This is a genomic window from Bradyrhizobium sp. 215_C5_N1_1 (assembly GCF_052075935.1).
Lineage (GTDB): Bacteria > Pseudomonadota > Alphaproteobacteria > Rhizobiales > Xanthobacteraceae > Bradyrhizobium > Bradyrhizobium barranii.
Genome location: NZ_CP197228.1, coordinates 6,641,284 through 6,665,746, shown reverse-complemented (window position 1 = coordinate 6,665,746; position 24,463 = coordinate 6,641,284). Strand labels below are relative to the sequence as shown.

Sequence of the window (24,463 nt, the reverse complement as noted above, 5' to 3'; positions counted from 1 at the left end):
CCCTTACTCCGCGCTGCTCACCAGCTTGATCCGCGGCGCCTGCGCTTCCGTCAGGCTGCGATAGGCCGCGAGATAATCCAGCGCCATCCGCCGCGCCGTGAAGCGCTTCTCGAACTGCTTGCGGATGGCCGCGCGATCGAGTTGCGGCAGGCGCTTGACGACGCCGGCAGCGCTGATGATGTCCTCGACCACGAAGCCGGTGAGGCCCTCATCGATGATCTCGGGCACCGAGCCGCGGTTGAAAGCGACGACCGGTGTGCCGCAGGCCATGGCTTCGATCATCACGAGGCCAAACGGCTCCGGCCAGTCGATCGGCAGCAGGAGGCCGAGCGCGCCGCTCAGGAAGTCGGATTTCTCGTGGTCACCGATCTCGCCGATGAAGTCGACCAGCGGATTGTTCTGGATCATCGGCTTGATCAGCTCGTCGTAATAGTCCTGGTCGGCGCGATCGACCTTGGCCGCGATCTTCAGCGGGATGCCGCAATGCATCGCGATCTTGATGGCGCGGTCGACGCCCTTCTCGGGCGCGATGCGGCCGAGCACGGCGAGATATTCCTGCTTCGCCGGCTTCGGCGTCAGCAAGTTCTCCGGCAGGCCGTGGTGGATCGTCGTCACCCAGTTCGCCTGCGGCACCGGCCTGCGCTGCGCGTTCGAGATCGAGATGACAGGCATTTTCGAGAAGGTGTTGAACACGGGCTGATGCTCCGGCAGGTCGAGCCGGCCGTGCAGCGTGGTCACGAACGGGGTCGGCTGCCGGTGGAACAGGGACCACGGATAGTAATCGAGATGGAAGTGGAGGAAGTCGAACTCCTCGTCGTCACATTTCTGCCGCACGCGCTCCAGGAGCACCATATGCAGCGCGTTGGGATCGCGCACGGAACCGTCGAGACGAAGCGCCCGCGGCCAAAGTGCGTCGAGCTTCGCCGACGTCTGCGAGTCGCCGCTGGCGAACAGGGTTACATCGTGTCCAAGGGCAACCAACTCCTCCGTCAACCAGTGCACCACCCGCTCGGTGCCGCCATACAGCTTGGGTGGAACAGCCTCAGTCAACGGAGCTACCTGCGCGATGCGCATCTCGCCATCTCCTCTGTGATCATAGAAGTTAAACCCCCGCCGTGTCTCGGCACCGGCATGCCAGACGAGGGAACGTTCTCGCAATTGCGAAGTTCCTTCAACGAACGTTACTTCTTCGACACACTTCAGTCGGCCGCGATGCTGCCATCTCCTCTTCTCACATCGTCCGCATCCGCATGTCGTGATGGCCCGGCCCGGGAACCGAGGCGAAGCGGTCGATGTTCAATCGGCTAATAGAAAAATCGAAATCAATACGACGGGGTCGCAGTCACATGGATCATCTTTCTGGTTACGCGCGCAGGCCATTTGCCTTTGTCTTGCGCTATCTGCGACGACGGCCGGCATCGCATCTCGTGATCCTGACCGCTGTCGTTGCAGCCGTTGCCTGTTCCGTGGGCACGCAGTACGGCGTCAAATCCCTGGTCGACAGCCTGTCCGCTGGAACTTCGCACGGTGGCAGCGTATGGCTGGCATTCATTTTACTCATGTCGCTGATCGCGGCGGACAATTTCCTGTGGCGGATCGCGAGCTGGACCGCGAGCTTCACCTTCGTTCGTGTCACGGGTGATTTACGCCGTGACATATTTCGTCATCTGACCGGACACGCGCCGAGCTATTTCTCGGATCGCATGCCGGGCATGCTGACGAGCCGTATCACCGCGACCTCAAACGCGGTGTTCACGGTCGAGAACATGTTCGTCTGGAATGTGTTGCCGCCGTGCATCGCCACAATTGCGGCCATCGGGCTGATTGGAACCGTCAGTCCCTATATGGCACTCGGCCTGATCGTGGTCGCGGGCGGTATGGTGATAGCGATGTTCCATCTGGCCGCGGCCGGCAAGCCGCTGCATGACGACTTTGCCGACAAGGCCGCCGTCGTCGACGGCGAGATGATCGATGTCATCAGCAACATGCCGCTGGTCCGCGCCTTCTGCGGCATCAGCCATGAGCACGAGCGGTTCGACGCGACGGTGAACCGGGAACTGACCGCGCGCGGCCGTAGCCTGCGTTATCTGGAAAAGCTGCGGCTCACGCATGCCGGCATAACGGTCGTCCTGACGGTGGCGCTGATGGCCTGGGCAATCACGCTCTGGCAGCAGGGCGAGGCGACCACCGGCGATGTCGTGCTGGTCTGTACGCTCGGCCTCTCCATTCTCAACGCGACGCGCGACCTCGCGGTGGCGCTGGTCGATGTCACCCAGCACGTCGCGCGCCTGACCGAGGCGATCGCGACCCTGCTCATGCCGCATGAATTGCGCGATCATCCCGAGGCCGAGCCGCTGATGAAGAGCGGCGCCGCGATCGCATACAACAACGTCACCTTCGGCTATCCCGGTGGCGAGAAGATTTTTGAACGGTTCAGCCTGCGGCTTCAGCCCGGCCAGCGCGTCGGCCTGGTCGGCCAGTCGGGCGGAGGGAAATCGACCCTGTTCACGTTGCTGCAGCGGTTCTACGATGTCGATGAAGGCAGCGTGACCATCGACGGCCAGGATATTTCCAAGGTGACCCAGCTAAGCCTGCGTGAAGCCATCTCGGTCGTGCCGCAGGATATATCGTTGTTCCATCGCTCGATCCGCGAGAACATCCGCTACGGCCGTCCGAACGCGACCGACGACGAGGTGCTGCGCGCGGCGATCGCGGCGCGCTGCGATTTCATCGATAGCCTGCCGGAGGGCCTCGACACCATGGTCGGCGACCGCGGCGTGAAAATGTCCGGCGGCCAGCGCCAGCGCATCGCGATCGCGCGGGCCTTCCTGAAGGACGCGCCGATCCTGCTGCTCGATGAGGCCACCGCCGCGCTCGACAGCGAATCCGAGGAGGCGATCCGCGAGGCGCTGTTGCGCCTGATGCGCGGCCGCACCGTGATCGCGATCGCGCACCGGCTGGCGACGCTGCGCAATTTCGATCGCGTCCTGGTGCTGAAGAATGGCAAGATCATCGAGGACGGCGCGCCCGACCGCCTGATGCAGGGCCACGGTCCCTACCGTGAGCTGGTGACGCAGGAGATGAGCCGGCTGGCGAAGTTCGCCGCGTAAGTCCAACAGTTGCGTTTGCGTTGGTCGCGTTCGAAAAATAGGCCGCAGGGGAGCAGCTCATGGCAGCCGAAGCCGTAACCCAGATCATCTCGGTAGCGCAGACGGAGGAGGCCGTCGCGGAGCAGGCGTTCTACATTCCGATGACGGGGCCCGCCGCGCGGCCCCGTCGGTCGCTCAAGCACGACGACACCTTCATCGTGCTGGACAGCCATGGCGATATCGGCGCCTCCGCGGGCGGGCCGGACGGCCTGTTCAACCACGACACGCGCTATCTGGCGCGGCTGGAGCTCGTGCTGGACGACCTCCAGCCGCTGCTGCTCGGCTCGAATCTGCGCGACGACAATTCGGCCCTGACCGTCGATCTCACCAATCCCGATATCTATCGGCAGGGCCGCATCGTGCTCCAGAAGGACCTGCTGCACATCGTGCGCACGATCTTCCTGTGGCGCGGCACGGCCTATCAGCGCATCGGCGTGCAGAACCATGGCGACCGTCGCGCCAGCCTGGAGCTGACGCTGCTGTTCGACTGCGATTTTGCCGATCTGTTCGAGGTGCGCGGCGAGCGGCGCCCGCACCGCGGGACCGGCACCAGCAAGTTGCTCGGGCCGACCGACGTGCTGTTCCACTATCGCGGCCTTGACGATGCCGTGCGTACCACCGGCCTGCATTTCGACCCGCGTCCGACGCGGCTGTCGGTGAATGCCGCGACCTGGCAGCTCGATCTGGACCCGCACCAGTCGAAATCCCTGTTCGTGGCGGTGTCCTGCAACCGGCCGATCGCGGAGAAGCCCGCGCGCTTTTTCAGGGGCCTGCTCGCCCATCGCCGCGAGATGCGCCGGTCGACGATGGGCATGGCCAACATCGAGACGTCGAACAACATCTTCAACCAGGTGCTGTGCCAGGCCATGGCCGACCTCAACATGCTGATGACGGAGACGCCGCAGGGGCGTTATCCCTATGCCGGCATTCCCTGGTACTCGACGACGTTCGGCCGCGACGGCCTGATCACCGCGCTCCAGATGCTGTGGATCGATCCGCGGGTCGCGAAGGGCGTGCTGCGGCGGCTCGCGCATTTTCAGGCAGAGACGGTCGATCCGCTGAACGATGCGGCGCCCGGAAAAATCCTGCACGAGATGCGTGGCGGCGAGATGGCTGCGCTCCGCGAGGTGCCGTTCGCGCAATATTACGGCAGCGTGGATTCGACCGCCTTGTTCGTGCTGCTCGCCGGAAGCTATTTCGAGCGCACCGGCGACGAAAAGACCCTGACCGAGCTGTGGCCGGCGATCGAGGCGGGGCTGGCCTGGATCGACGGCCCGGGCGACCCCGACAGGGACGGCTTCGTCGAATACCAGCGCGCCACCGAAAAGGGCCTCGCCAACCAGGGCTGGAAAGACTCTTATGACGCGATCTTCCATGCCGATGGCCAGCTTGCGGAAGGCAATCTCGCCCTTGCCGAGGTGCAGGGCTACGTCTTTGCTGCCAAGCAGCTCGCCGCACGTTGTGCGCTGCGGCTCGGCAAGCCGGACCTCGCCAGAAAGCTCGAGACCGAGGCCAAGGCGCTGGCCGAGCGGTTCGAGAAGGCATTCTGGTGCGAGGAGCTCGGTACCTATGCGCTCGCGCTCGACGGCAGGAAGCGGCCCTGCAAGGTGCGGACGTCCAATGCCGGGCAGGTGCTGTTCAGCGGCATGATCCGCGAGGACCGCGCACGTCTCGTCGCCGCCGATCTGATGGCGCCGCACTTCTTCTCGGGCTGGGGCATCCGCACGGTCGCGCAAGGCGAGGTGCGCTACAATCCGATGTCCTATCATGACGGCTCGATCTGGCCGCACGACAATGCGCTGATCGCGCTCGGGCTCGCGCGCTACGGGCTCAAGCATTCGGTGGCACATCTCTTCAAGGGTTTGTTCGACGCGGCGACCTACATGGACCTGCGGCGGCTGCCCGAATTGTTCTGCGGCTTCCGGCGCGAGAAGCGGCGCGGCCCGACGCTCTATCCGGTCGCCTGCGCGCCGCAGGCCTGGGCCAGCGCGACGCCATTCACGCTGCTGGAGGCCGCGCTCGGCATCGAGTTCGACGTCGCGCGCGGCGAGATTCGCCTGCGCAATCCGCATCTGCCGGCGTTCCTGAACGAGGTGATCCTGCGCGATCTGCGCCTGGGCAGTTCCAGCGTGGATCTGCGCGTCAGCCGTCACGGCGACGACGTCGCGCTGGAGGTCTTGCGCACGCGCGGCCAGATCCAGGTCTCGATCGTGCTGGCGCGCTAGCGGCGCGCCGGGAGGAGGGTTCATGCGTACCGCCGGATGGTTGGTTCTGAGCGCGGCGATCGTCGCGGGATTGACGGTCGCCGCATCGCGTGCCGCGGAGGAGCCGCCCGCGGGCCCAACGACGCCCCCCAGCGAAGCGAACGCGCCGGCCACGGTGCAGCCGCCGGCTTCAACCGTGCCGGTCACGCCGAAGGACGCCGCTCCGCCGCCGTCCGTGACCATCATCGGTGCGAGCGACGCCCATGGCGTGCTCGGCCGTGACGTGCGCAGCGCCGCCGACGAGGATATGGGCCGCATTGTCGACATCATCGTCGACCGCGCCGGCCGTGTGCGCGCCGCCGTGATTGATTTCGGCGGTTTCCTCGGCGTCGGCAGCCGCAAGATCGTGGTGGACTGGAACGCGATGCGGTTCGGCAAGATTGCCAACAAGAAGGACAGCATCACGCTGGAATTGACCAAGGCGCAGGTCGCAGCCGCGCCGGAATACAAGGAAGACACGCCGATGGTGGTGCTCGGCGCGTCCGGCAGCCTGCAGCCGCTGCAAGCGATTCAGTGAGGCGCGGGGAGGGATGGCCGCCGGTGCTGTTGTCGAGGAAGCGGAACCACGCAGATCGCGATAGCCGCGTTGAACGGTACAAGGTTGCCGCGCCGCCGCCTGCGGGCCTTCCGGCGCCGTCGCGCCAGAGCCTGCGCGGCCTCGACTGGTTCATCTTCTTCCTCGCCGACGTTCAGACCGGGTTCGGTCCCTTCATCGCGGTCTACCTCACGACGCAGAAATGGACTCAGGTCGAGATCGGCCTCGTGCTGTCGATCGGTGGCATCGTCGCGCTGATCGGACAGATGCCCGGTGGCGCGATCATCGATGCCGCGAAGTCCGAGCGGCTGGTCGCAGCGCTTGCGATAGCGACCATCGGCTTCTGCGCGCTCGCCTATGCGGCGATGCCGATCTTCCCCGTGGTGGTTGCTGCGGCCACGCTGCATGCGGCGGCGAGCTGCGTGCTGGGGCCGGCGATCGCGGCGATCAGCCTCGGCCTGGTCGGTCCGCTTGCGATCGGCGAACGGCTCGGCCGCAATGCGCGCTTTGCGTCCCTCGGCAACGGCGTCGCCGCCGCCGTGATGGGCACGGCCGGCTATCTCCTGTCGAGCCGCTCGGTGTTCCTCGTCACCTTCCTGCTCGCGATTCCGACCCTGATCGCGCTGTCGCGCATCCGCGAGGAGGAAGTCGACATCGCGCGCTGTCACGGCGAGATGCCGCGCGAGGCGCCGGTTCCAGGCGACACCAATCTCTGGCACCTGATCCGGCAACGCCCGCTCATCGTCTTCGCGCTGAGCGTGCTGCTGCTGCAATTGGCGAACGCCGCGATGATGCCGCTGATGGCGAGCGCGGTGACGGCGCGGTCGAGCCAGTGGGCAACCGTGCTCGTCGCCTTCTGCATCGTCGTGCCGCAGGCGATTGTGGCGCTGCTGTCGCCGACGGTCGGGCGCAAGGCCCAGCTCTGGGGCCGGCGCCCGCTGCTGCTGATCGGATTCGCTGCGCTGACGATCCGGGGCCTTCTGTTTGCGACCGTGCGCGATCCCTATCTGCTGGTCGCGGTGCAGGTGTTCGACGGCATCACGGCGGCGGTGTTCGCGGTGATGATCCCGCTGATCGTGGCCGACGTCGCCTTCGGCAGCGGCCATTTCAATCTGGCGCAAGGCATTGTCGGGACGGCGACCGGCATCGGGGCGTCCTTGAGCACGGCGCTTGGCGGCTATGTCAGCGACAAGTTCGGCAATGCCACCGCCTTCATCGGGCTGTCCGGCGTCGCCGCGACCGGGCTTTTGCTGATCCTCTTTGTGATGCCGGAAACCCGGCGCACCGGCATGATCGCGCCGAAAAGAATGGCCGGCTGAACGAATTCAGCCGGCCAAATTGGGTGGGGAAGACAGAAATCAGGCGTCGAGATTGTGCAGGCGCTGGCGGTTGCGCAGCACGATCTGGCGGGCGCCGGAAAATCCCAAAATGCCCTGGGCGTGAAGCTGCGACAGCGCGCGCGACACGGTCTCCAGCGTGAGGCCGAGATAGTCGCCGATGTCGCGGCGGCACATCGGCAGTGCCATCATGCCGGCTACCGCAAGGCGGCGGTCCATCTCGAGCAGGAAGGTTGCAACGCGCTCCATCGCGGTCTTGCGTCCGAGCAGCAGCATGTGGTCCTCGGCGTGACGTAGTTCGCCGGCGGTCATGGCCCAGAGCTTGCGCGCGACCTGCACATCGGTGCCGGCGGCCTTCTCCAGGCTCGCGCGCTTCACCAGGCGCACGGTCGTGTCGATGATGGCTTCAGCGGCGAGGCGGTGGCTGGGACCGGATTCGAGGCCGAACACGTCACCGGGAAGATGGAAGGAGCCGATCTGGCGGCGGCCGTCGGAGAGCAGCTTGTAGCTGCGCACCGCGCCGGTGATGACCTGGTAGACATATTCGGCCGGCTCGTCCTCGCCGTAGATCTCCTCGTCCTTGCGGTAGGAGAACTCCGTGGCGACGAGGCCGGCGATCGCGCCGAACTGGTCGGAGACGGGATGGGCAGGGGCAATCTTGGCACGAACTTGGGTGTTGATCGCCTGGGTGTTGAGTGTCTCGGTCAGCATCTGCGCCATCTCCGTTGTGATGACGCTTTGGTACGCGGGTTCGGGCGCTTCGAAAATTTCGCGAGATATCTTAAGGGAGGTTACCTACGTAGAACCCCGTAGGTCAGTTGCCGCGGCCGCCCTGGATGGCGTGGCGGATGGACTTGACCAGGGTTTCGTCGAGAAGCGGCTTCAAAATCACGTCCTTGACGCCTGCGGCTGCCGCCCGGGCCGAGATATTCCCATCGGGATAGCCGGTGATCAGGATCACGGGCGTGCCCTCGTCGGACTGGCGCAACCGGCCGGCCAGCTCGATGCCGTTGATGTCGGGCATCTTGTAGTCGATCACGTAACAGTCCGCGCCGGGCGCGCCGCTGGCATTCAGCAGGGCCGTGGCATTCCTGAAGGTCCGCACGGCAAAGCCGTCGGTTTCCAGCAGGAATTGCAGGGATCCCAGCACGGCGGCATCATCGTCGACCACGTAGACGGTGGGCTTTGCGGATGACGTCACTGGAAGCCGCTGATGGTGCGAGCCGATCTCGATCATCCCATCTGGCTAGCACGGCCCGGGAGAATGATTTTGACTTGCCTCAATCCGATTTGCCTCAATCCTTCAACATCCCGGCGCGCATCGCTAGCCGGACCAGCTCCGAGAGGCTATTGGCCTGCATCTTGGTCATGACGTTGGCCCGGTAGACCTCGATGGTGCGGGGGCTGATGTCGTATTCACGGGCGATCAGCTTGTTGGAGAGGCCCGCGATCAGCCCTTCCATGACCTGGCGCTCGCGCGGGCTGAGGGAGGCGACGCGGGCGGCGATGTCCTGCGAGATCGCCTCGTTCTTCGCCGCCGGCTCGGCCTGGCGGATCGCCGTCTCGATCATGGTGGTGAGGCGGTCGTCCTCGAACGGCTTCTCGAGAAAGTCGACCGCCCCCAACTTCATCGCCTCGACCGCGAGCGGCACGTCGCCATGGCCGGTCATGATCAGGATCGGGAACGGGCTTTGCTGCGCCTTCATCCGCTTCAACAGCTCGATCCCGTCGATACCAGGCATGCGCACGTCCGAGACGACGCAGCCGAAGGCAAGGCCGGGCAGGACATCGAGGAAGGCTTGCGCATCGTCAAACAGGGTGACGCCGAAGCCGGAGGAATCCAGCAGGAAGTTCAGCGAGTCCCGCATCGCCTCGTCGTCATCGATGACGTAGACATGTCCCTTGGTCGTCATGGATCAATTCTCATCGGCTGCCGGGAGAGTGAAGCGGAATGTCGCGCCGCCCGATGGGTTGCTCTCGGCCCACATGCGTCCGCCGTGAGCCTCGATGATCGAGCGGCTGATGGACAGTCCCACGCCCATGCCGGTTTCCTTGGTGGTAAAGAAGGTCTGGAACAGGTTGGGAATGACGTCGCCCTGAAATCCGGAGCCGGTGTCGGACACTTCGACCTCGATCATGTCGTCATCGACGCGGGTGTTGGCGACGACGAGCTCGCGCTGCGGCGACTGCGCCATCGCTTCCAGCGCGTTGCGGAACAGATTGACCAGCACCTGCTGGATCTGCACGCGGTCGGCGAGCACGAGATCGGCGTCGGGATCGAGGCTGAAGCGGAGCTGCACGTTCTGCTCGCGCGCGCCGGCAAGCCCGAGCGCGCCGGCCTCCTCGATCAGCTTGGACAGGCTCTCGACCCGCTTCTCGGACTCGCCGCGGGAGACGAAGTCGCGCAGGCGGCGGATGATCTGGCCGGCGCGCAAGGCCTGCTCCGCGGCGCGATCCATCGCACTTTCGATCTTCGGCGTGTTGGGGTCGGTGCTGCCGGCCAGCAGCCGCCGCGATCCCTTCATGTAATTGCTGATCGCCGCCAGCGGCTGGTTGATCTCGTGGGCCAGCGCCGAGGCCATCTCGCCCATCGCGGTCAGCCGCGAGACGTGGACGAGCTCGGACTGCAATTCCTGGAGCCGCGCCTGGGTCTGCTGGTGCTCGGTGAGGTCGCGGACGAAGCCGGTGAAATAGGGCTCGCCGCCGGACTGCATCTCGCCGATCGACAGGTGCATCGGAAAGGTCGTGCCGTCGCGGCGCTTGCCGGTCACGATGCGGCCGATGCCGATGATGTGCGGATCGTTCGTGCTGCGATAGCGCGCGATGTAGCTGTCGTGGCGGGTGCGGTCGGGCTCCGGCATCAGGATGCTGACGTTCTGGCCGATCGCCTCCTGCTCGGACCAGCCGAACAGGCGCTCGGCGGCGGTGCTGAACAGTTGCATGATGCCGCGACCGTCGATGACGATCATGGCGTCGGGAATGGTGTGAAGGATCGAGCGGAGGTGGGTCTCACGCGTGCGCAGGGCTTCCTCGACCTGCTTCTCCTCGTCGATATCGAGGAAGATGCCGCTGAGATGGCGAGCGACGCCGGATTCGTCTCGGATCAAGCCGGCGCGGGCCCTGATCCATTTGCCGCGGCCGGAATTGGCGGAAATCCTGAAGGAGACGTCGAAACCGCCGCCATGCTCGGAGACCTGCTTGATCGCGTTCTCGATGCGCGCGCGGTCACCGGGCTCGAGGCGCGACAGGAAGAGGTCGTAGCTTGCCGGCTGGCCCCGCTCGATACCGAGCAGCGTCCTCGCGGTTTCCGACCACTCCAGCTCGCGCGTCGTGAGGTCGAGATCCCAGGTGCCGACGCCGAATCCCTCGATCCGGACCCGGAAATGCTCGCCGCGACTGTCGTCTGGCGGATGCGTTACGCGGGTCGGCGACAATCGATGACTCCCATCTTCGCGCGGCGGGCGTGGTGCCGCGAACATGACCGCAATTTCGCCCATGGACCGGCCCGAGGCAAGTTCGGATGTCTGATTCCATTGGCGGATTTCCCGCAAGGTCGCGCCCGGCGATTTGATCTACCTCATCCTGCCCCGTCACGGCGAGGCTAGATTTCGCGCCAGTTCATAGCTGTGCGGAGAATCCCAATGACTTACGCGACCGTGATGGTCAGCCTGGCGCTCGATCAGTCCAACGAGGCGCGCCTTCAGGTCGCGGGCGAGCTCGCCGAGCGATTCGAGGCGGCCATTATCGGGGTTGCCGCAGGGCAGTTCGCGCCGCCGCTCTATTTCACCGACGGCGCTGAAGCCCAGAGCCTGATCGATCAGGAGGAAGCCTCGATCAGGAAGCGCCTTGCCGATCTGGAGGCGCAATTCCGCGCCGCCACCAAGGCGCGCGGCGGCCGCGTGGAGTGGCGCGGCGCGATGGATTTTCCGGCGCGATTCGTGCTGGCGCAGGCACGATGTGCCGACATCATCGTCAGCGGCGGCCACAGCCCGGCCTTCTCCGACGCGTTCGCGCTCGCGAGCCCCAAGGACCTGGTGATGCAGGCCGGCCGCCCGCTTCTCGTCGTTCCCGATAAGGTCAACTGGCTCGACCTGCGCAGCGTGCTGGTGGCGTGGAAGGACACGCCGGAGGCGCGGCGCGCGGTGGCGGATGCGCTGCCGATGCTGCGCAAGGCGAGGGACGTCACCATCGTCGAAATCCCGGAGCGCGATGACGACCGTTCGGCGGTGATGGCCGGCGTCACCGACGTTGCCGCCTGGCTCGCCCGTCACGGCGTTACCGCGAGCGCACGCGTCTCGGAGGCCGTGCGGAACGCAACCGCTGCCGCGCAGTTGGAGCAGGTCGCCGGCGACCTTGGGGCCGGCCTGATCGTGGCGGGCGCTTATGGTCATTCGCGCTTTCGCGAGCTGATCCTCGGCGGCGTCACCGAATATCTGGTCACCCAATCCGCCCGCAGCGTGCTGCTGTCGCACTGACGGCCGCCCGGCCCAAAAGCTAATCGAGGAGGACGCGCCGTGTACAAATTTCTTGAAGAGACCGTCGACAGCTACATGACGCGCAACGTCACGACGGTGCGGCGCGACCACGACCTGCTCGCGCTCAGCGAGATGTTCGAGCGTGATGATTTCAATTCCTATCCGGTCGAGGACGACGGGCAGGTGGTCGGCATCGTTACCAAGTTCGACATCCTGAAGTGTTTCGCGTTCTCGCCGAGCCAGATGCTGCCGCACTATCGCGACCTGATGAGCCGCAGGATCGGCGACGTCATGACGCCCGAGTTCATCTATGTCAGCCCCGACACGCGGCTGACGCGCGTGCTCCAGATCATGGTCGAGCACCGCATCAGGAGCATCATCGTGCTCGACGGCGCCGAGAAGCTGGTCGGAATCATCGCCCGCGAGGACGTCATCAAGGCGCTCAAGGCGACGGCGCAGGAGTGACTTCTTCCTTCTCCCCTCATGTCCGCCGAAGCCTTGGCGAAGGCGGATGTGGGAGAAGGTGGCGCGAAGCGCCGGATGAGGGGTTCTCTCCACCGAAAGACTCTCCGTGCGGAGCCAACCCCTCACCCAAGTGAGTGCGCGGCACCGTCCTCGCTGCCCTCTCCCACAAGGGGAGAGGGCACTTCAACTGACGGGCGCCGCGTCACTCACCCGAATAGAAATCCACCTGTCTTGATTTCAATCAATTCGCCGCGAGGTCGAATGTGGTTTCTGGCGGCGTGTTCTTTCAGAGAGAATCCGCATGAGCCAGCCCTCCATCTCCAAATCCATGACCATCGGTGAAAGCGGCCTGGCTATCGTGTTCGCAGTCACCGCCTTCCTTTGCGTGATCGCCTCAGCCAAGGCGCTCGATTCGGCCTTTGCCTTCCATGCCGCGCTCAGCGCAGCGGCGAGCTTGGCTGTGGTCTTTGGCATCATCAACCGCTACTTCGATCGTCCGGCGGCGCTGCCGCCGACGGAGATCAACGGCCGCCCCAACTACAATATGGGTCCGATCAAGTTCACCGCCGTCATGGCGATGTTCTGGGGCATTGCCGGCTTCCTCGTCGGCCTCATCATCGCCTCGCAGCTGGCGTGGCCCGCACTGAACTTCGATCTGCCCTGGACCAGCTTCGGCCGGCTTCGTCCGCTGCACACCTCCGCGGTGATCTTCGCCTTCGGCGGCAACGTGCTGATCGGCACGTCGCTCTATGTCGTGCAGAAGTCCTGCCGGGTGCGCCTTGCGGGCGACCTCGCGCCATGGTTCGTCGTGATCGGCTACAATTTCTTCATCCTGATCGCCGGCACCGGTTATCTGCTCGGTGTCACCCAGTCGAAGGAATATGCCGAGCCGGAATGGTATGCCGACCTCTGGCTCACCATCGTCTGGGTCGCCTATCTGCTGGTCTTCCTTGCCACGATCATCAAGCGCAAGGAGCCGCACATCTTCGTCGCGAACTGGTTCTATCTCGCCTTCATCGTGACGATCGCGGTCCTGCATCTCGGCAACAATCCCGCGCTCCCCGTCTCGGTGTTCGGCTCGAAATCCTATGTCGCCTGGGGCGGCATCCAGGACGCCATGTTCCAGTGGTGGTACGGCCACAACGCAGTCGGCTTCTTCCTGACCGCCGGCTTCCTCGCCATCATGTACTACTTCATCCCGAAGCGCGCGGAGCGGCCGATCTATTCCTACCGGCTGTCGATCATCCACTTCTGGGCGCTGATCTTCCTCTACATCTGGGCCGGCCCGCACCATTTGCACTACACGGCGCTGCCTGACTGGACGCAGACGCTCGGCATGACCTTCTCGATCATGCTGTGGATGCCCTCCTGGGGCGGCATGATCAACGGCCTGATGACGCTGTCGGGCGCCTGGGACAAGCTGCGCACCGATCCCGTGCTGCGCATGCTCGTCGTCTCCGTCGCCTTCTACGGCATGTCGACCTTCGAAGGCCCGATGATGTCGATCAAGGTGGTCAACTCGCTCAGCCACTACACCGACTGGACCATCGGCCACGTGCATTCCGGCGCGCTCGGCTGGGTCGGCTTCGTCTCGTTCGGTGCGCTGTACTGCCTGGTGCCGTGGGTGTGGAATCGCAAGGGCCTCTACAGTCTGAAGCTCGTCAACTGGCACTTCTGGATCGCCACCCTCGGCATCGTCCTCTACATCTCGGCGATGTGGGTGTCCGGCATCCTGCAGGGCCTGATGTGGCGCGCCTACACCTCGCTCGGCTTCCTCGAATATTCCTTCATCGAGAGCGTCGAGGCGATGCATCCCTTCTACATCATCCGCGCCGCCGGCGGCGGCCTGTTCCTGATCGGGGCGCTGATCATGGCCTACAATCTCTGGATGACCGTTCGCGTCGGCGAAGTGGAAGTCCAGATGCCCGTCGCGCTTCAGCCGGCGGAATGAGGAGCCTTCCATGTCGTTCTGGACACGCCATCAAATCTTCGAAAAGAACTCGATCGTCCTGATCGTCGGCATCTTGCTGGTGATCGCGATCGGCGGTCTCGTCGAGATCACTCCGCTGTTCTACCTCAAGAGCACGATCGAGGCGGTCGACGGCGTCAGGCCCTACACGCCGCTGGAGCTTGCGGGCCGCAACGTCTATGTCCGCGAAGGCTGCTATCTCTGCCATTCGCAGATGATCCGCCCGCTGCGCGACGAGGTCGAGCGCTACGGCCACTTCTCGCTCGCCGCCGAGAGCATGTACGACCACCCGTTCCAGTGGGGCTCGAAGCGTACCGGTCCGGACCTCGCCCGCGTCGGCGCCAAATATTCCGACGACTGGCACGTCACCCATCTGACCAACCCGCGCGCGATCGTGCCGCAGTCGGTGATGCCGGGCTATCCGTTCCTGAGCCAGACCGAGGTCGATCCCGATACGATCGCCGACCACATGAAGACGCTCAAGGCCATCGGCACGCCCTACACCGACGACCAGATCGCGAACGCAGGCGCCGATCTGAAGGCCCAGGCCGATCCCGACAATGCCGGCTCCGACGCCTTCGGCAAGCGCTACGCCAAGGCCGTCGTGCGCAATTTCGACGGCAAGGCCGGCACGCCGACCGAGATGGACGCGCTGATCGCGTACCTGCAGATGCTCGGCACGCTGGTCGACTTCAAGCTCTACAACGAGAAAGCCAATCTTCGCTGAGAAGGCATCACCGATGAAAGCCATCCTGACACTCGACAATCTCGCGTCTGGTCTGGTGACCACGATCTGGACGCCGGTGTTCGTCGCGATCTTTCTCGCGATCATCGCCTACGCATTATGGCCCCGCAACAAGGCCGCTTTCGACGAAGCGGCGCGCCTGCCGTTGCGGGAGGAGTAAGAGATCATGACCGACCATCATAGCGACATCGATTCCGTCACCGGCAAGTCCACGACCGGACATGAGTGGGACGGCATCAAGGAGCTCAACACGCCGCTGCCGCGCTGGTGGGTGATCTCATTCTACCTCACCATCGTCTGGGCGATCGGCTACTGGATCGTCTATCCGGCCTGGCCGCTGATCTCCAGCAATACCACGGGCCTGTTCGGCTATTCCTCGCGTGCCGACGTCGCGGTCGAGCTCGCCAACCTCGAGAAGGTCCGGGGTGACAAGATGGCGGCGCTGGGCGCCGCTTCGCTCGCCGACATCGAGAAGGACCCGGCCTTGCTGGCGCTTGCGCGGGCCAAGGGCAAGACCGTGTTCGGCGACAATTGCGCGCCATGCCACGGCTCCGGCGGCGCCGGCGCAAAGGGCTTTCCGAATCTCAACGACGACGACTGGCTGTGGGGCGGCACGCTCGACCAGATCATGCAGACCATCCAGTTCGGCGCGCGTTCCGGCCATGCCAAGGCGCATGAGGGCCAGATGCTCGCCTTCGGCAAGGACGGCGTGCTGAAGGGCGACGAGATCGTCACGGTCGCCAATTACGTGCGGTCGCTGTCGGGCCTCTCGACCCGCAAGGGCTTTGATGCTGCCAAGGGCGAGAAGATCTTTGCGGAGAATTGCGTCGCCTGCCACGGTGACGGCGGCAAGGGCAACCCGGAGATGGGCGCCCCGAACCTGACCGACAAGATCTGGCTCTACGGCTCGGACGAAGCGAGCCTGGTCGAGACCATCAGCCTGGGCCGCGCCGGTGTGATGCCGGCCTGGGAAGGGCGGCTCGATCCCGCCACCATCAAGGCGATGGCGGTCTACGTCCACTCGCTGGGCGGTGGAAAATAGCCTGCTCGCGACATGCGGGGGCGAACATAAAGTGCCCCCGCTTGAGCTGGATCAACTGACGCGCTCGCGTCGGGTCTAGGTTTAATCGCACCTTTTCGAGAAGCTTCTTGGCGATGAACAAGACCGTGAACCCGAACGACCTCACATCGAACGATGACAACGGGCCGCTCTACGTAGCCCAGAAGAAGGTGTATCCCCAGAGCGTCTCCGGTACGTTCCGCCGGATCAAATGGGGCCTGATGGCGTTCTGCCTCGGCGTCTACTACTTCCTCCCGTTCGTGCGCTGGAATCGCGGCATCGGTGCTCCCAGCCAGGCGGTGCTGATCGATCTTCCCAACAGCCGCTTCTACTTCTTCTTCATCGAGCTGTGGCCGCAGGAGATCTACTACTTCACCGGCCTGCTGATCGTCGCCGCGGTGGCGCTGTTCCTGATGAACTCGGTCGGTGGCCGCATCTGGTGCGGCTATCTCTGTCCGCAGACGGTGTGGACCGATCTGTTCTACGCGGTCGAGCGGCTGGTCGAGGGCGACCGGCGCGAGCGGATGAAGAAGGACAAGTCGTCCGATCCGATGAAGCTGGAGCGCATCTCCGAGATCGTGCTCAAGCATTCGATCTGGCTCCTGATCGCCTGGTGGACCGGCGGCGCCTGGGTGCTCTATTTCAACGACGCGCCGACGCTGGTGAAGGAGCTCGTCACGTTCCAGGCGCCGATGATCGCCTATATCTGGATCGGCATCCTGACCGCGACGACCTACGTCCTGGCCGGCTTCATGCGCGAGCAGGTCTGCACCTATATGTGCCCGTGGCCGCGCATCCAGGCCGCGCTCACCGACGAATGGGCGCTCAACGTCACCTATCGCTACGACCGCGGCGAGAAGCGCACTTCGGTGAAGAAGGCGATCGAGCTGCGCGCGCTCGGCGAACACGTCGGCGACTGCGTCGACTGCTATCAATGCGTCGCGGTCTGCCCGACCGGCATCGACATCCGCAACGGGCCGCAGCTCGAATGCATCCAGTGCGGGCTCTGCATCGACGCCTGCGACAACGTGATGACCAAGATCGGCCGGCCGAAGCGGCTGATCGGCTACGACAACGACATCAACATCCAGCGCCGCCAGGAAGGCAAGGCGCCGCTCTACCGCATCGTCCGGGCCCGCACCGTCGCCTACAGCGCGATCATCGCGGCGGTTGGCGGCATCATGATCTACACGCTCGCGACCCGCAGCCTGCTCGACGTCAACGTGCTGCACGACCGCAACCCGGTCGCGGTCAGGCTCAGCGATGGCTCGATCCGCAATGCCTATACGGTGCGGCTCTTGAACAAGAGCGGCTATGACCGCGTCATCGCGATCGACGCGAACGGTCCGGCCAACCTGACCACGCACGTCGTCGGCATTGATTCCGTGACGCCGGATAGGCCGATGATCGTGATCCCGCGCGACTCCACCAGCGAGCTGCGCCTGCTGGTCACTGCGCCGGCGGAGAGCAATCCGGAAAAGTCGGTTCCCGTTCGCTTCCACGTCACCGACATCGGGCTCGGTGAGGTCGCCACCGCCACCGACAACTTCGTCTCGCCCTAGGATCAGGAGACTGCCATGGCCACCAAGCCGCTGACCGGAACAAAAGTGTTCCTGATGCTGGTCGCCTTCTTCGGGCTCGTGATCGGCGTGAACGTGACCATGATGAAGCTCGCGATCGCGACGCTGCCCGGCACCGACGTCGACAGCCCCTATGCCGCGGGCCTCACCTATGACCGCGAGATCTCGGCAGCACAGGACCAGGCCGCGCGCAACTGGAAGGTCAACGCCCATATCGAGCGCCGCGCCGATGGCGCTGCCTCGCTTCAGGTCGAGGCGCGCGATGCGAGCGGCCAGCCGATGAGCGGGTTGAAATTCGGCGGACGCCTGGAGCGGCCGACCGACAAGCGCGCCGATCTCGCAGTCGAGCTGTCGGAAGCCGGCATCGGCATCTATCGCGGCAATGCCGCGTCGGTTGCGCCGGGCCAGTGGGATCTCGTGATCGAAGGCGCGGCGCGGGGAACACGCGTGTTCATGTCGCGCAACCGCGTGATCCTGAACTGAGGGAATTCGTCATGCAGGTCACGCGGGATTTTTCGCATTACGTCCGGGCCGCGGGCGAGGGTATCAAGCACATCGATCTCGCGGTCGAGGGCGTTCACTGCGCCGGCTGCATGGCCAAGATCGAGCGCGGACTGTCGGCCATCCCCGACGTCACGCTGGCGCGCGTGAACCTCACCGACCGCCGCGTCGCGCTGGAATGGAAGCAGGGCACGCTCGACCCGGCCCGCTTCATCGATCGGCTGGAAGAGCTCGGCTACAAGGCCTATCCTTACGAGACCGAGAGCGCGGAAGCGACGGAAGTGGCGGAATCCCGCTTCCTGCTGCGCTGCCTCGGCGTCGCCGCGTTCGCCACCATGAACGTGATGATGCTGTCGATCCCGGTCTGGTCCGGCAACGTCTCCGACATGCTGCCGGAGCAGCGCGATTTCTTCCACTGGCTGTCGGCGCTGATCGCGCTGCCGGCGGCAGCCTATGCCGGCCAGCCGTTCTTCCGCTCGGCCTGGCGCGCGCTGTCGGCCAAGACCACCAACATGGACGTGCCGATCTCGATCGGGGTGTGCCTTGCGCTCGGCATGTCCGTGGTCGAGACCATCCATCACGCCGAGCACGCCTATTTCGACGCGGCGATCATGCTGCTCACGTTTCTTTTGGTCGGCCGCGTCCTCGACCAGAACATGCGGCGGCGGACCCGCGCGGTCGCCGGCAATCTCGCCGCGCTGAAGGCGGAGACCGCGGCCAAGTTCGTCGGGCCCGACGAGATTTCGCAGGTGCCGGTCGCGGCGATCCATCCCGGCGACATCGTGCTGCTCCGGCCCGGCGAGCGTTGCGCCGTCGACGGCACCGTGATCGAGGGGCGTTCCGAGATCGACCAGAGCCTGATCACCGGCGAGACGCTGTATGTCACGGCGGAGCAGGGCACGGCGGTCTATGCGGGCTCCATGAACATCTCCGGCACGCTGCGGGTGCGGGTCTCGGCTGCGTCGGAGGCGACGCTGCTCGCCGAGATCACGCGGCTGCTCGACAACGCGCTGCAGGCACGCTCGCGCTACATGCGGCTCGCAGATCGCGCCTCGCGGCTCTACGCGCCAGTCGTGCATGCGACCGCGCTGATCACCATTTTGGGCTGGGTCATCGCGGGCGCCGGCTGGCACGATGCGATCGTGACCGGCGTGGCCGTGCTGATCATCACCTGTCCCTGCGCGCTCGGGCTCGCGATCCCGACCGTGCAGACGGTGGCCTCGGGCGCGATGTTCAAAGCTGGCGTGCTGCTCAATTCCGGCGACGCCATCGAGCGGCTCGCCGAGGCCGACCACGTCATCTTCGACAAGACCGGCACGCTGACGCTGCCCGATCTCGAAGTGATGAACGCGGCCGATATTCCCGCCGACATTTTTGCACTTGCCGGGCGGCTCGCGCTGTCGAGCCACCATCCCGTTGCCGCCGCCGTCGCGCAGGCCGCCGGTGCAAGGTCGCCGATCGTTGGCGCGGTCGAGGAGGCCGGGCAGGGCGTGCGCGCTGTGGTGGACGGTGTCGAGCTTCGCCTTGGCCGTCCGTTATTCTGCGGCGCCGAAGCGCTGGTCGGCAGCGCCACGCTCGATCCCGAGGCCTCTATCGTGGCTTTCAGCAAAGGGACTGAAAAGTTCATCCTCTCGGTGCGCCAGGGCCTGCGGCCGGACGCGCAGGCCGTGATCGCGGCGCTGAAGGCGCGCAATATCGGCATCGAGATTCTCTCCGGCGACCGCGAGCCCGCGGTGATCGCGGCGGCCCATGCGCTGGGCATCGCCGAATGGCGCGCCGGTGTCACGCCGGCCGACAAGATCGCACGGATCGAGGAACTGAAGCGGCGCGGCGCAAAAGTGCTGATGGTCGGCGACGGCATGAACGACGCGCCGTCGCTGGCGGCGGCCCATGTCTCGATGTCGCCGATCTCGGCCGCGCATCTCAGCCAGGCGACCGCCGATCTCGTCTTCCTCGGCCGGCCGCTGGCGCCTGTCGTCGCCGCGATCGACTCCGCGCGCAAGGCGCTGCATCTGATGCGGCAGAACCTCTGGCTGGCGATCGGCTATAACGTTCTCGCAGTTCCGGTCGCGATCAGCGGCGTGGTGACGCCCCTGATCGCGGCGGCGGCCATGAGCGGATCCTCGATCCTGGTGATGCTGAATTCGTTGCGCGCGCGCGGAGCTGCGCGGGAGATCGTGTGATGGAAATCCTGGTCATCCTGGTGCCGCTGGCGCTGATGCTCGGCGGTGCGGGTCTCGTCGCCTTCCTCTGGTCGCTGCGGAGCGGCCAATATGACGATCTCGACGGCGCGGCGTGGCGGGCTATCGCCGACGACGAGCCGCCGCAGGACGCCCCGGTCAAGCGTTAACGCTCCGTTGGTTCCGCGCTGCCCTTTTCGGACATGGTCGCTGGACGGCCGGCGGTCGCCGGGCGTAACAATGCCGGAAGATTTTGCGTAGAAGCGACGGGGCAGGCTCTCCGGAGCAGGAGCGTGACGAGCATGCAGAAAAATGTCGGAGTGTGCGGGCCTAACGATCTGCCGGGACAGGTCGTGCTGGTGCTGCAAGGCGGCGGTGCGCTCGGCTCCTATCAGGCGGGCGTCTATCAGGCCCTGCACGAGGCCGGGATCGAGCCGGACTGGGTCATCGGCACCTCGATCGGCGCCATCAACGGGAGCCTGATCGCCGGTAATGCGCCGGAAAACAGGCTCGCGCGCCTGAAGGAGTTCTGGAAGCGGATGGAGCAGAATCCGGTCTGGGCTCTGGGCGGCGCCTTTCCCGACTTCAGCGAGAAGCTCGCCTATTTGTCGACTGTCACCAACGGCATTCCCGGCTTCTTCCGGCCCACCCCGCTGGCGCATGCGGGAGATTCCTTTCCGCTCGGCGCCGATCATGCCGGCTTCTATTCGACTGCACCGCTGGAGAAGACGCTGAGCGAGCTGGTCGATTTCGATCTGGCCAATCGCTGCGCGCCGCGACTGACGGTCGGTGCGGCTCATGTCGGCACCAGCGAAATGCGCTATTTCGACAGCCGCGACGGCGAGCTGACGGTGAAGCATGTCATGGCTTCGGGCGCGCTGCCGCCCGCGTTCCCGGCGGTGCGGATCGATGGCGAGCTGTATTGGGACGGCGGCATCCTGTCGAACACGCCGACGGAGGCCGTATTCGACGACAACCCACGCAGGGATTCGCTGATCTTCTCCGTGCATCTATGGAATCCCGTCGGCGCCGAGCCGATCACGATGGCGGAGGTCTTGAACCGCCACAAGGACGTGCAGTACTCCAGCCGCATCGCGAGCCAGATCGTGCGGCAGCAGCAGGCCCATCGCCTGCGCCATGTCATCAACCAGCTTGCCGCGCGGTTGCCCGAGACCGAGCGCAACGATCCCGCGGTGAGGGAGTTGGTGAGCTACGGCTGTCCGACCCGCATGCATGTGGTGCGACTGCTGGCGCCCCAGCTCGATCGCGAAACCCATACCAAGGATATCGACTTCAGTCCGTCAGGCATTACGCGGCGCTGGCATGCTGGCTATGTTCACACGAAATCAGTGCTCGCGCGAAAGCCGTGGATCGGCGAATTCGATCCGCTCGCCGGCGTGGTGCTGCACGAGCATATGGACGAGATGCCGATGGCGGCGGAGTAGGGCCGCGTCCGCTTTCATCGAATTGCCACAGGCCCTGCGGATTGTCGGTCGTCGTCCGCTTTTGAGAGGCCTTGCAGTTGGTATCCGGGAACGATCTGGAATTGGCCCTCGATCAGGTCCGCGCTGACGCGGCGGGACCGGTTGCGGGCGTGTTCGGCCCTGACACGGTGACCTGGCAGATCGACCGGGAGGCCGTCATCTTTCTTGGCGCCGGCCGTGCGCTGTTGTTGCAGCTGGCGCATCCCTGGGTCGCTGCCGCCATCGCGGAGCATTCGCGGACCCTTGCCGATCCGATCGGTCGCTTCCATCGTACCTTCGACATTGTCTTTGCGATGGTGTTCGGCTCGCTCGACCGGGCGCAGTTGTCGTCCCGGCAATTGCATCGGCGCCACAGCATGATCGTCGGCGCGATGCCCGAGGCCGTCGGTCCGTTCGCGGCAGGCTCGCGCTACTGCGCCAATGACATTCCGTCGCTGCGCTGGGTTCATGCGACGCTGGTCGAGACCGCGGTGATGGCACATGACCTGGTCCTTCCGCCGCTCTCGGCGGAGGAGCGCGAGCGCTACTGGAGCGAGAGCCGGATGTTCGGCGCCTTGTTCGGATTGACGGCCGACGATTTGCCCGCGGACTGGTCCGGCTTTGCGGCCTACACCGCGGCGATGGCGCAGTCGGATACGCTGACCGTCAGCCCGGCGGCGCGCGAGATCGCCGCGCAGATCCTTGGCGGCGCCCGTCCGTGGTTGCGACCACCGCGATGGTATCGCGCGCTCACGGCGAGCTTGTTGCCGGAGCGCCTGCGAGCGGGCTTCGGGTTTGAATTCGACGAGCGCGACAAGCGGGCAGCCGACAATGCGCTGAGATGGATCAGGCGCGTCTATCCCAAACTGCCAGACCGGCTGCGCTATGTCGGTCCCTACCAGGAAGCGCAGGCGCGGCTGCGGGGCGAGCCGCAGCCCGACTGGATGACCCGGTGTCTCAATCGCGCCTGGATCGGGCGGCCGCAAATGGATGTGCGCGGGAAGGGGTGAGGTTCTCAGCTCTTGGAGTGACGGGCGATAGAGTGGCGCGCCTCTCTCCACATCGTCATTGCGAGCGCAGCGAAGCAATCCAGACTGTCGCCGCGGAGACAGTCTGGATTGCTTCGTCGCTTCGCTCCTCGCAATGACGGGGAGGTCGCCTCACACCGACGCCAGCCTCCTATACAGCGCGCTATAACTGCCGGCCGAGATGCTCCAGGAGAACGAACGTCCCATCGCGCTGCGACGCATGGAGTCGAGCTGGTCATGCGCCACGAAAGCTGAGAAGGCGCGGCGGACGCCGCCGAGGAAGGACGCGCGCGAGGGCTGCGAGAACAGAAAGCCGGTCTCGCCGTCGGTGATGGTTTCGGCCAAGCCGCCGGTCTGGTGACCGATCGGGAGTGAGCCGAAGCGCTGGGCGTACATCTGGCTGAGCCCGCACGGTTCGAAGCGCGACGGCATCAATGTGAAATCGCTGCCCGCGAAGATGCGCCGCGCCTGGGCGTCGTTGAAGCCGATCGTGACCCCGATCGCGTCGGGGCGGCGGCGATGCGCGTCGATCAGCGCCTGCTCGAGCGCCGGCTCGCCGGAGCCGGTGACCACGATCTGCCCGCCGGCATCGATGATCTCGTCGGCGGCCGACAGCACGAGGTCGATGCCCTTCTGGTGCACGAGGCGTGCGACGATCGCGAACATCGGCCCGCGCGAGACCGCCAGGCCAAACTGCTTGCGGATATAATCCGCATTGGCCTTCTTGCCGACCCAGTCGCCGGCGCCGAACTGCTGGGCCAGCTGGGAGCAGGAGCGCGGGTCCCAGCTCTCGTCGATGCCGTTGAGGATGCCGGTGAGCTCGGCCGCGTCGGAGCGGACACGAAGCAGGCCTTCGAGGCCGCAGCCGAATTCCTCCGTCGTGATCTCGCGTGCATAGGTGCCGCTCACGGTAGTGAGGTGCGAGGCATAGACCAGCCCGGCCTTGAGGAAGGAGAGCTGGTCGTAGAATTCGACGCCGTCGATATGGAAGGAACTCTCGGGGACGCCGATCCGCCGCAGCGAGTCCTTCGGGAAGAGTCCCTGGTAGGCGAGGTTGTGGATGGTCAGGATCGACGGCAGCCTGGCCCCGCGCCACGCGAGGTAGGCCGGCACGAGCGAGGCCTGCCAGTCATTGGCATGGACCAGGTCTGCTGCCCAATTCTTGTCCAGCTTGCCCATGGCCAGCTCAGCGGCAGCCGAGGCAAAGCGCGCGAAGCGGATGTCGTTGTCCGGCCAGTCGCGTCCGGACTCGTCGCCATAGGGATTGCCGGGCCGGTCGTAGAGTTGTGAGCACAACAGCACATAGACCGGCAGCCCGTCCTTGGTCGCAGCCCGCCCGAGCGAGCAGGCCGGCATCTCCGCAAACGCCGGGCAGCGGCCAACGATCTGAATATGCGTGAGTTGTTCGATGATGTCGCGGTAGCCGGGCAACATGACCCGGATATCGGCGAGAGGGCGAAGCGCCCTGGGAAGTGCAGCGGAAACGGCGCCGAGTCCGCCAACGCGGACGAAATCGTCCATCTCGGTTGTGACGAACAAGACCCTCAAGAACAGCTGCCCTCTTCCGATCCCGTCTGTTGCTATGCAAGAACGGGTCCAGTTGTCCTGGAATTCCCAAGCCCGCCCGTGAGACGCGTCCGTTCGGTAAAGACTTTCCTACGCACCCGCCGCCCTCTAGGGTCGGCGCATCAACAAGAGAGAACTTCGATAGT

Annotated in this window: 22 protein-coding genes; 16 read left to right on the top strand and 6 right to left on the bottom strand. The window is 65.2% G+C overall.

The features are described 5' to 3' along the window. Positions 1-3: 3 nt before the first annotated feature. Positions 4-1,074 carry a glycosyltransferase family 4 protein gene (locus tag AB7G19_RS31960; protein WP_085404468.1) on the bottom strand — a complete coding sequence of 357 codons (1,071 nt, stop codon included), beginning with the start codon at positions 1,072-1,074 and terminating at the stop codon, positions 4-6. 272 nt (positions 1,075-1,346) lie between these two features. Between AB7G19_RS31960 and AB7G19_RS31955 the strand changes: the two genes are divergently transcribed. Genes AB7G19_RS31955 through AB7G19_RS31940 form a run of 4 tightly spaced genes read left to right on the top strand, consistent with a single transcriptional unit; the run spans position 1,347 to position 7,267 of the window. Next, the gene (locus tag AB7G19_RS31955) at positions 1,347-3,110 is read left to right on the top strand and encodes an ABC transporter ATP-binding protein (protein WP_085404467.1); all 1,764 of its coding nucleotides are present in this window, start codon (positions 1,347-1,349) and stop codon (positions 3,108-3,110) included. Positions 3,111-3,169: 59 nt separating this feature from the next. Continuing rightward, on the top strand, positions 3,170-5,374 hold the full coding sequence (locus tag AB7G19_RS31950; protein WP_085404466.1) for an amylo-alpha-1,6-glucosidase: 2,205 nt from the start codon (positions 3,170-3,172) through the stop codon (positions 5,372-5,374). Between the two features lie 22 nt (positions 5,375-5,396). Further along, positions 5,397-5,930 carry a PRC-barrel domain-containing protein gene (locus AB7G19_RS31945; protein WP_085404465.1) on the top strand — a complete coding sequence of 178 codons (534 nt, stop codon included), beginning with the start codon at positions 5,397-5,399 and terminating at the stop codon, positions 5,928-5,930. Between the two features lie 23 nt (positions 5,931-5,953). Beyond that, positions 5,954-7,267, top strand: coding sequence for an MFS transporter (locus AB7G19_RS31940; RefSeq protein WP_085404464.1), 1,314 nt, complete (start codon positions 5,954-5,956; stop codon positions 7,265-7,267). 39 nt (positions 7,268-7,306) lie between these two features. On the opposite strand, the gene AB7G19_RS31935 is transcribed toward AB7G19_RS31940, so the two are convergent. The 4 genes from AB7G19_RS31935 to fixL all read right to left on the bottom strand — a co-directional run bounded on the left by AB7G19_RS31935 (position 7,307) and on the right by fixL (position 10,719). Next, positions 7,307-7,996 (bottom strand): helix-turn-helix domain-containing protein, encoded by a 690-nt coding sequence (locus AB7G19_RS31935; protein ID WP_085404555.1) that lies wholly within the window; start codon positions 7,994-7,996, stop codon positions 7,307-7,309. A gap of 103 nt (positions 7,997-8,099) precedes the next feature. After that, complete coding sequence (locus AB7G19_RS31930) at positions 8,100-8,522, bottom strand: response regulator (RefSeq protein WP_135215071.1); 423 nt, start codon at positions 8,520-8,522, stop codon at positions 8,100-8,102. Between the two features lie 58 nt (positions 8,523-8,580). Further along, positions 8,581-9,198 (bottom strand): response regulator FixJ, encoded by a 618-nt coding sequence (fixJ, locus tag AB7G19_RS31925; protein ID WP_028150099.1) that lies wholly within the window; start codon positions 9,196-9,198, stop codon positions 8,581-8,583. 3 nt (positions 9,199-9,201) lie between these two features. Further along, positions 9,202-10,719, bottom strand: a complete 1,518-nt coding sequence (gene fixL, locus AB7G19_RS31920) for a sensor protein FixL (protein ID WP_085404554.1) — start codon at positions 10,717-10,719, stop codon at positions 9,202-9,204. A 207-nt stretch (positions 10,720-10,926) separates the two neighbouring features. Between fixL and AB7G19_RS31915 the strand changes: the two genes are divergently transcribed. The 12 genes from AB7G19_RS31915 (at position 10,927) to AB7G19_RS31860 (ending at position 22,733) form a co-directional block, all read left to right on the top strand. Continuing rightward, on the top strand, positions 10,927-11,760 hold the full coding sequence (locus AB7G19_RS31915; RefSeq protein WP_085404462.1) for a universal stress protein: 834 nt from the start codon (positions 10,927-10,929) through the stop codon (positions 11,758-11,760). 39 nt (positions 11,761-11,799) lie between these two features. Then, positions 11,800-12,225 carry a CBS domain-containing protein gene (locus AB7G19_RS31910; protein WP_085404461.1) on the top strand — a complete coding sequence of 142 codons (426 nt, stop codon included), beginning with the start codon at positions 11,800-11,802 and terminating at the stop codon, positions 12,223-12,225. Positions 12,226-12,526: 301 nt separating this feature from the next. After that, positions 12,527-14,176 (top strand): cytochrome-c oxidase, cbb3-type subunit I, encoded by a 1,650-nt coding sequence (ccoN, locus tag AB7G19_RS31905; RefSeq protein ID WP_085404460.1) that lies wholly within the window; start codon positions 12,527-12,529, stop codon positions 14,174-14,176. A 10-nt stretch (positions 14,177-14,186) separates the two neighbouring features. Then, positions 14,187-14,921 (top strand): cytochrome-c oxidase, cbb3-type subunit II, encoded by a 735-nt coding sequence (gene ccoO, locus AB7G19_RS31900; protein WP_014497065.1) that lies wholly within the window; start codon positions 14,187-14,189, stop codon positions 14,919-14,921. Between the two features lie 13 nt (positions 14,922-14,934). Further along, the gene (locus tag AB7G19_RS31895; RefSeq protein ID WP_014497064.1) at positions 14,935-15,099 is read left to right on the top strand and encodes a CcoQ/FixQ family Cbb3-type cytochrome c oxidase assembly chaperone; all 165 of its coding nucleotides are present in this window, start codon (positions 14,935-14,937) and stop codon (positions 15,097-15,099) included. 6 nt (positions 15,100-15,105) lie between these two features. Then, entirely contained in the window at positions 15,106-15,981 is an 876-nt protein-coding gene (ccoP, locus tag AB7G19_RS31890) for a cytochrome-c oxidase, cbb3-type subunit III (protein WP_085404458.1), read from the top strand. A 113-nt stretch (positions 15,982-16,094) separates the two neighbouring features. Beyond that, on the top strand, positions 16,095-17,561 hold the full coding sequence (gene ccoG, locus AB7G19_RS31885) for a cytochrome c oxidase accessory protein CcoG (RefSeq protein ID WP_085404457.1): 1,467 nt from the start codon (positions 16,095-16,097) through the stop codon (positions 17,559-17,561). A 15-nt stretch (positions 17,562-17,576) separates the two neighbouring features. Beyond that, the gene (locus tag AB7G19_RS31880) at positions 17,577-18,062 is read left to right on the top strand and encodes a FixH family protein (protein WP_085404456.1); all 486 of its coding nucleotides are present in this window, start codon (positions 17,577-17,579) and stop codon (positions 18,060-18,062) included. Between the two features lie 11 nt (positions 18,063-18,073). Further along, entirely contained in the window at positions 18,074-20,263 is a 2,190-nt protein-coding gene (locus AB7G19_RS31875) for a cation-translocating P-type ATPase (RefSeq protein WP_085404455.1), read from the top strand. Further along, entirely contained in the window at positions 20,263-20,430 is a 168-nt protein-coding gene (gene ccoS, locus AB7G19_RS31870) for a cbb3-type cytochrome oxidase assembly protein CcoS (protein ID WP_014497059.1), read from the top strand. The genes AB7G19_RS31875 and ccoS overlap by 1 nt, the downstream gene beginning before the upstream one ends. 132 nt (positions 20,431-20,562) lie before the next feature. After that, positions 20,563-21,705: a patatin-like phospholipase family protein gene (locus tag AB7G19_RS31865; RefSeq protein ID WP_085404454.1), complete on the top strand. Its 1,143-nt coding sequence runs from the start codon at positions 20,563-20,565 to the stop codon at positions 21,703-21,705. 77 nt (positions 21,706-21,782) lie between these two features. After that, a complete protein-coding gene (locus tag AB7G19_RS31860) occupies positions 21,783-22,733 on the top strand; it encodes an oxygenase MpaB family protein (RefSeq protein WP_085404453.1) in 951 nt (316 codons plus the stop codon). Between the two features lie 150 nt (positions 22,734-22,883). On the opposite strand, the gene glgA is transcribed toward AB7G19_RS31860, so the two are convergent. Then, positions 22,884-24,299, bottom strand: a complete 1,416-nt coding sequence (gene glgA / locus AB7G19_RS31855; protein WP_085404452.1) for a glycogen synthase GlgA — start codon at positions 24,297-24,299, stop codon at positions 22,884-22,886. Positions 24,300-24,463: the final 164 nt, after the last annotated feature.

Coding starts and splice junctions, on each gene's coding strand:
- ccoP (WP_085404458.1), top strand. CDS start 15,106: ATGACCGACCATCATAGCGACATCGATTCCGTCACCGGCAAGTCCACG.
- AB7G19_RS31950 (WP_085404466.1), top strand. CDS start 3,170: ATGGCAGCCGAAGCCGTAACCCAGATCATCTCGGTAGCGCAGACGGAG.
- fixJ (WP_028150099.1), bottom strand. CDS start 9,198: ATGACGACCAAGGGACATGTCTACGTCATCGATGACGACGAGGCGATG.
- AB7G19_RS31895 (WP_014497064.1), top strand. CDS start 14,935: ATGAAAGCCATCCTGACACTCGACAATCTCGCGTCTGGTCTGGTGACC.
- ccoO (WP_014497065.1), top strand. CDS start 14,187: ATGTCGTTCTGGACACGCCATCAAATCTTCGAAAAGAACTCGATCGTC.
- ccoG (WP_085404457.1), top strand. CDS start 16,095: ATGAACAAGACCGTGAACCCGAACGACCTCACATCGAACGATGACAAC.
- AB7G19_RS31955 (WP_085404467.1), top strand. CDS start 1,347: ATGGATCATCTTTCTGGTTACGCGCGCAGGCCATTTGCCTTTGTCTTG.
- AB7G19_RS31935 (WP_085404555.1), bottom strand. CDS start 7,996: ATGCTGACCGAGACACTCAACACCCAGGCGATCAACACCCAAGTTCGT.
- AB7G19_RS31915 (WP_085404462.1), top strand. CDS start 10,927: ATGACTTACGCGACCGTGATGGTCAGCCTGGCGCTCGATCAGTCCAAC.
- AB7G19_RS31945 (WP_085404465.1), top strand. CDS start 5,397: ATGCGTACCGCCGGATGGTTGGTTCTGAGCGCGGCGATCGTCGCGGGA.
- AB7G19_RS31960 (WP_085404468.1), bottom strand. CDS start 1,074: ATGCGCATCGCGCAGGTAGCTCCGTTGACTGAGGCTGTTCCACCCAAG.
- AB7G19_RS31875 (WP_085404455.1), top strand. CDS start 18,074: ATGCAGGTCACGCGGGATTTTTCGCATTACGTCCGGGCCGCGGGCGAG.
- AB7G19_RS31880 (WP_085404456.1), top strand. CDS start 17,577: ATGGCCACCAAGCCGCTGACCGGAACAAAAGTGTTCCTGATGCTGGTC.
- ccoS (WP_014497059.1), top strand. CDS start 20,263: ATGGAAATCCTGGTCATCCTGGTGCCGCTGGCGCTGATGCTCGGCGGT.
- AB7G19_RS31865 (WP_085404454.1), top strand. CDS start 20,563: ATGCAGAAAAATGTCGGAGTGTGCGGGCCTAACGATCTGCCGGGACAG.
- ccoN (WP_085404460.1), top strand. CDS start 12,527: ATGAGCCAGCCCTCCATCTCCAAATCCATGACCATCGGTGAAAGCGGC.
- AB7G19_RS31930 (WP_135215071.1), bottom strand. CDS start 8,522: ATGATCGAGATCGGCTCGCACCATCAGCGGCTTCCAGTGACGTCATCC.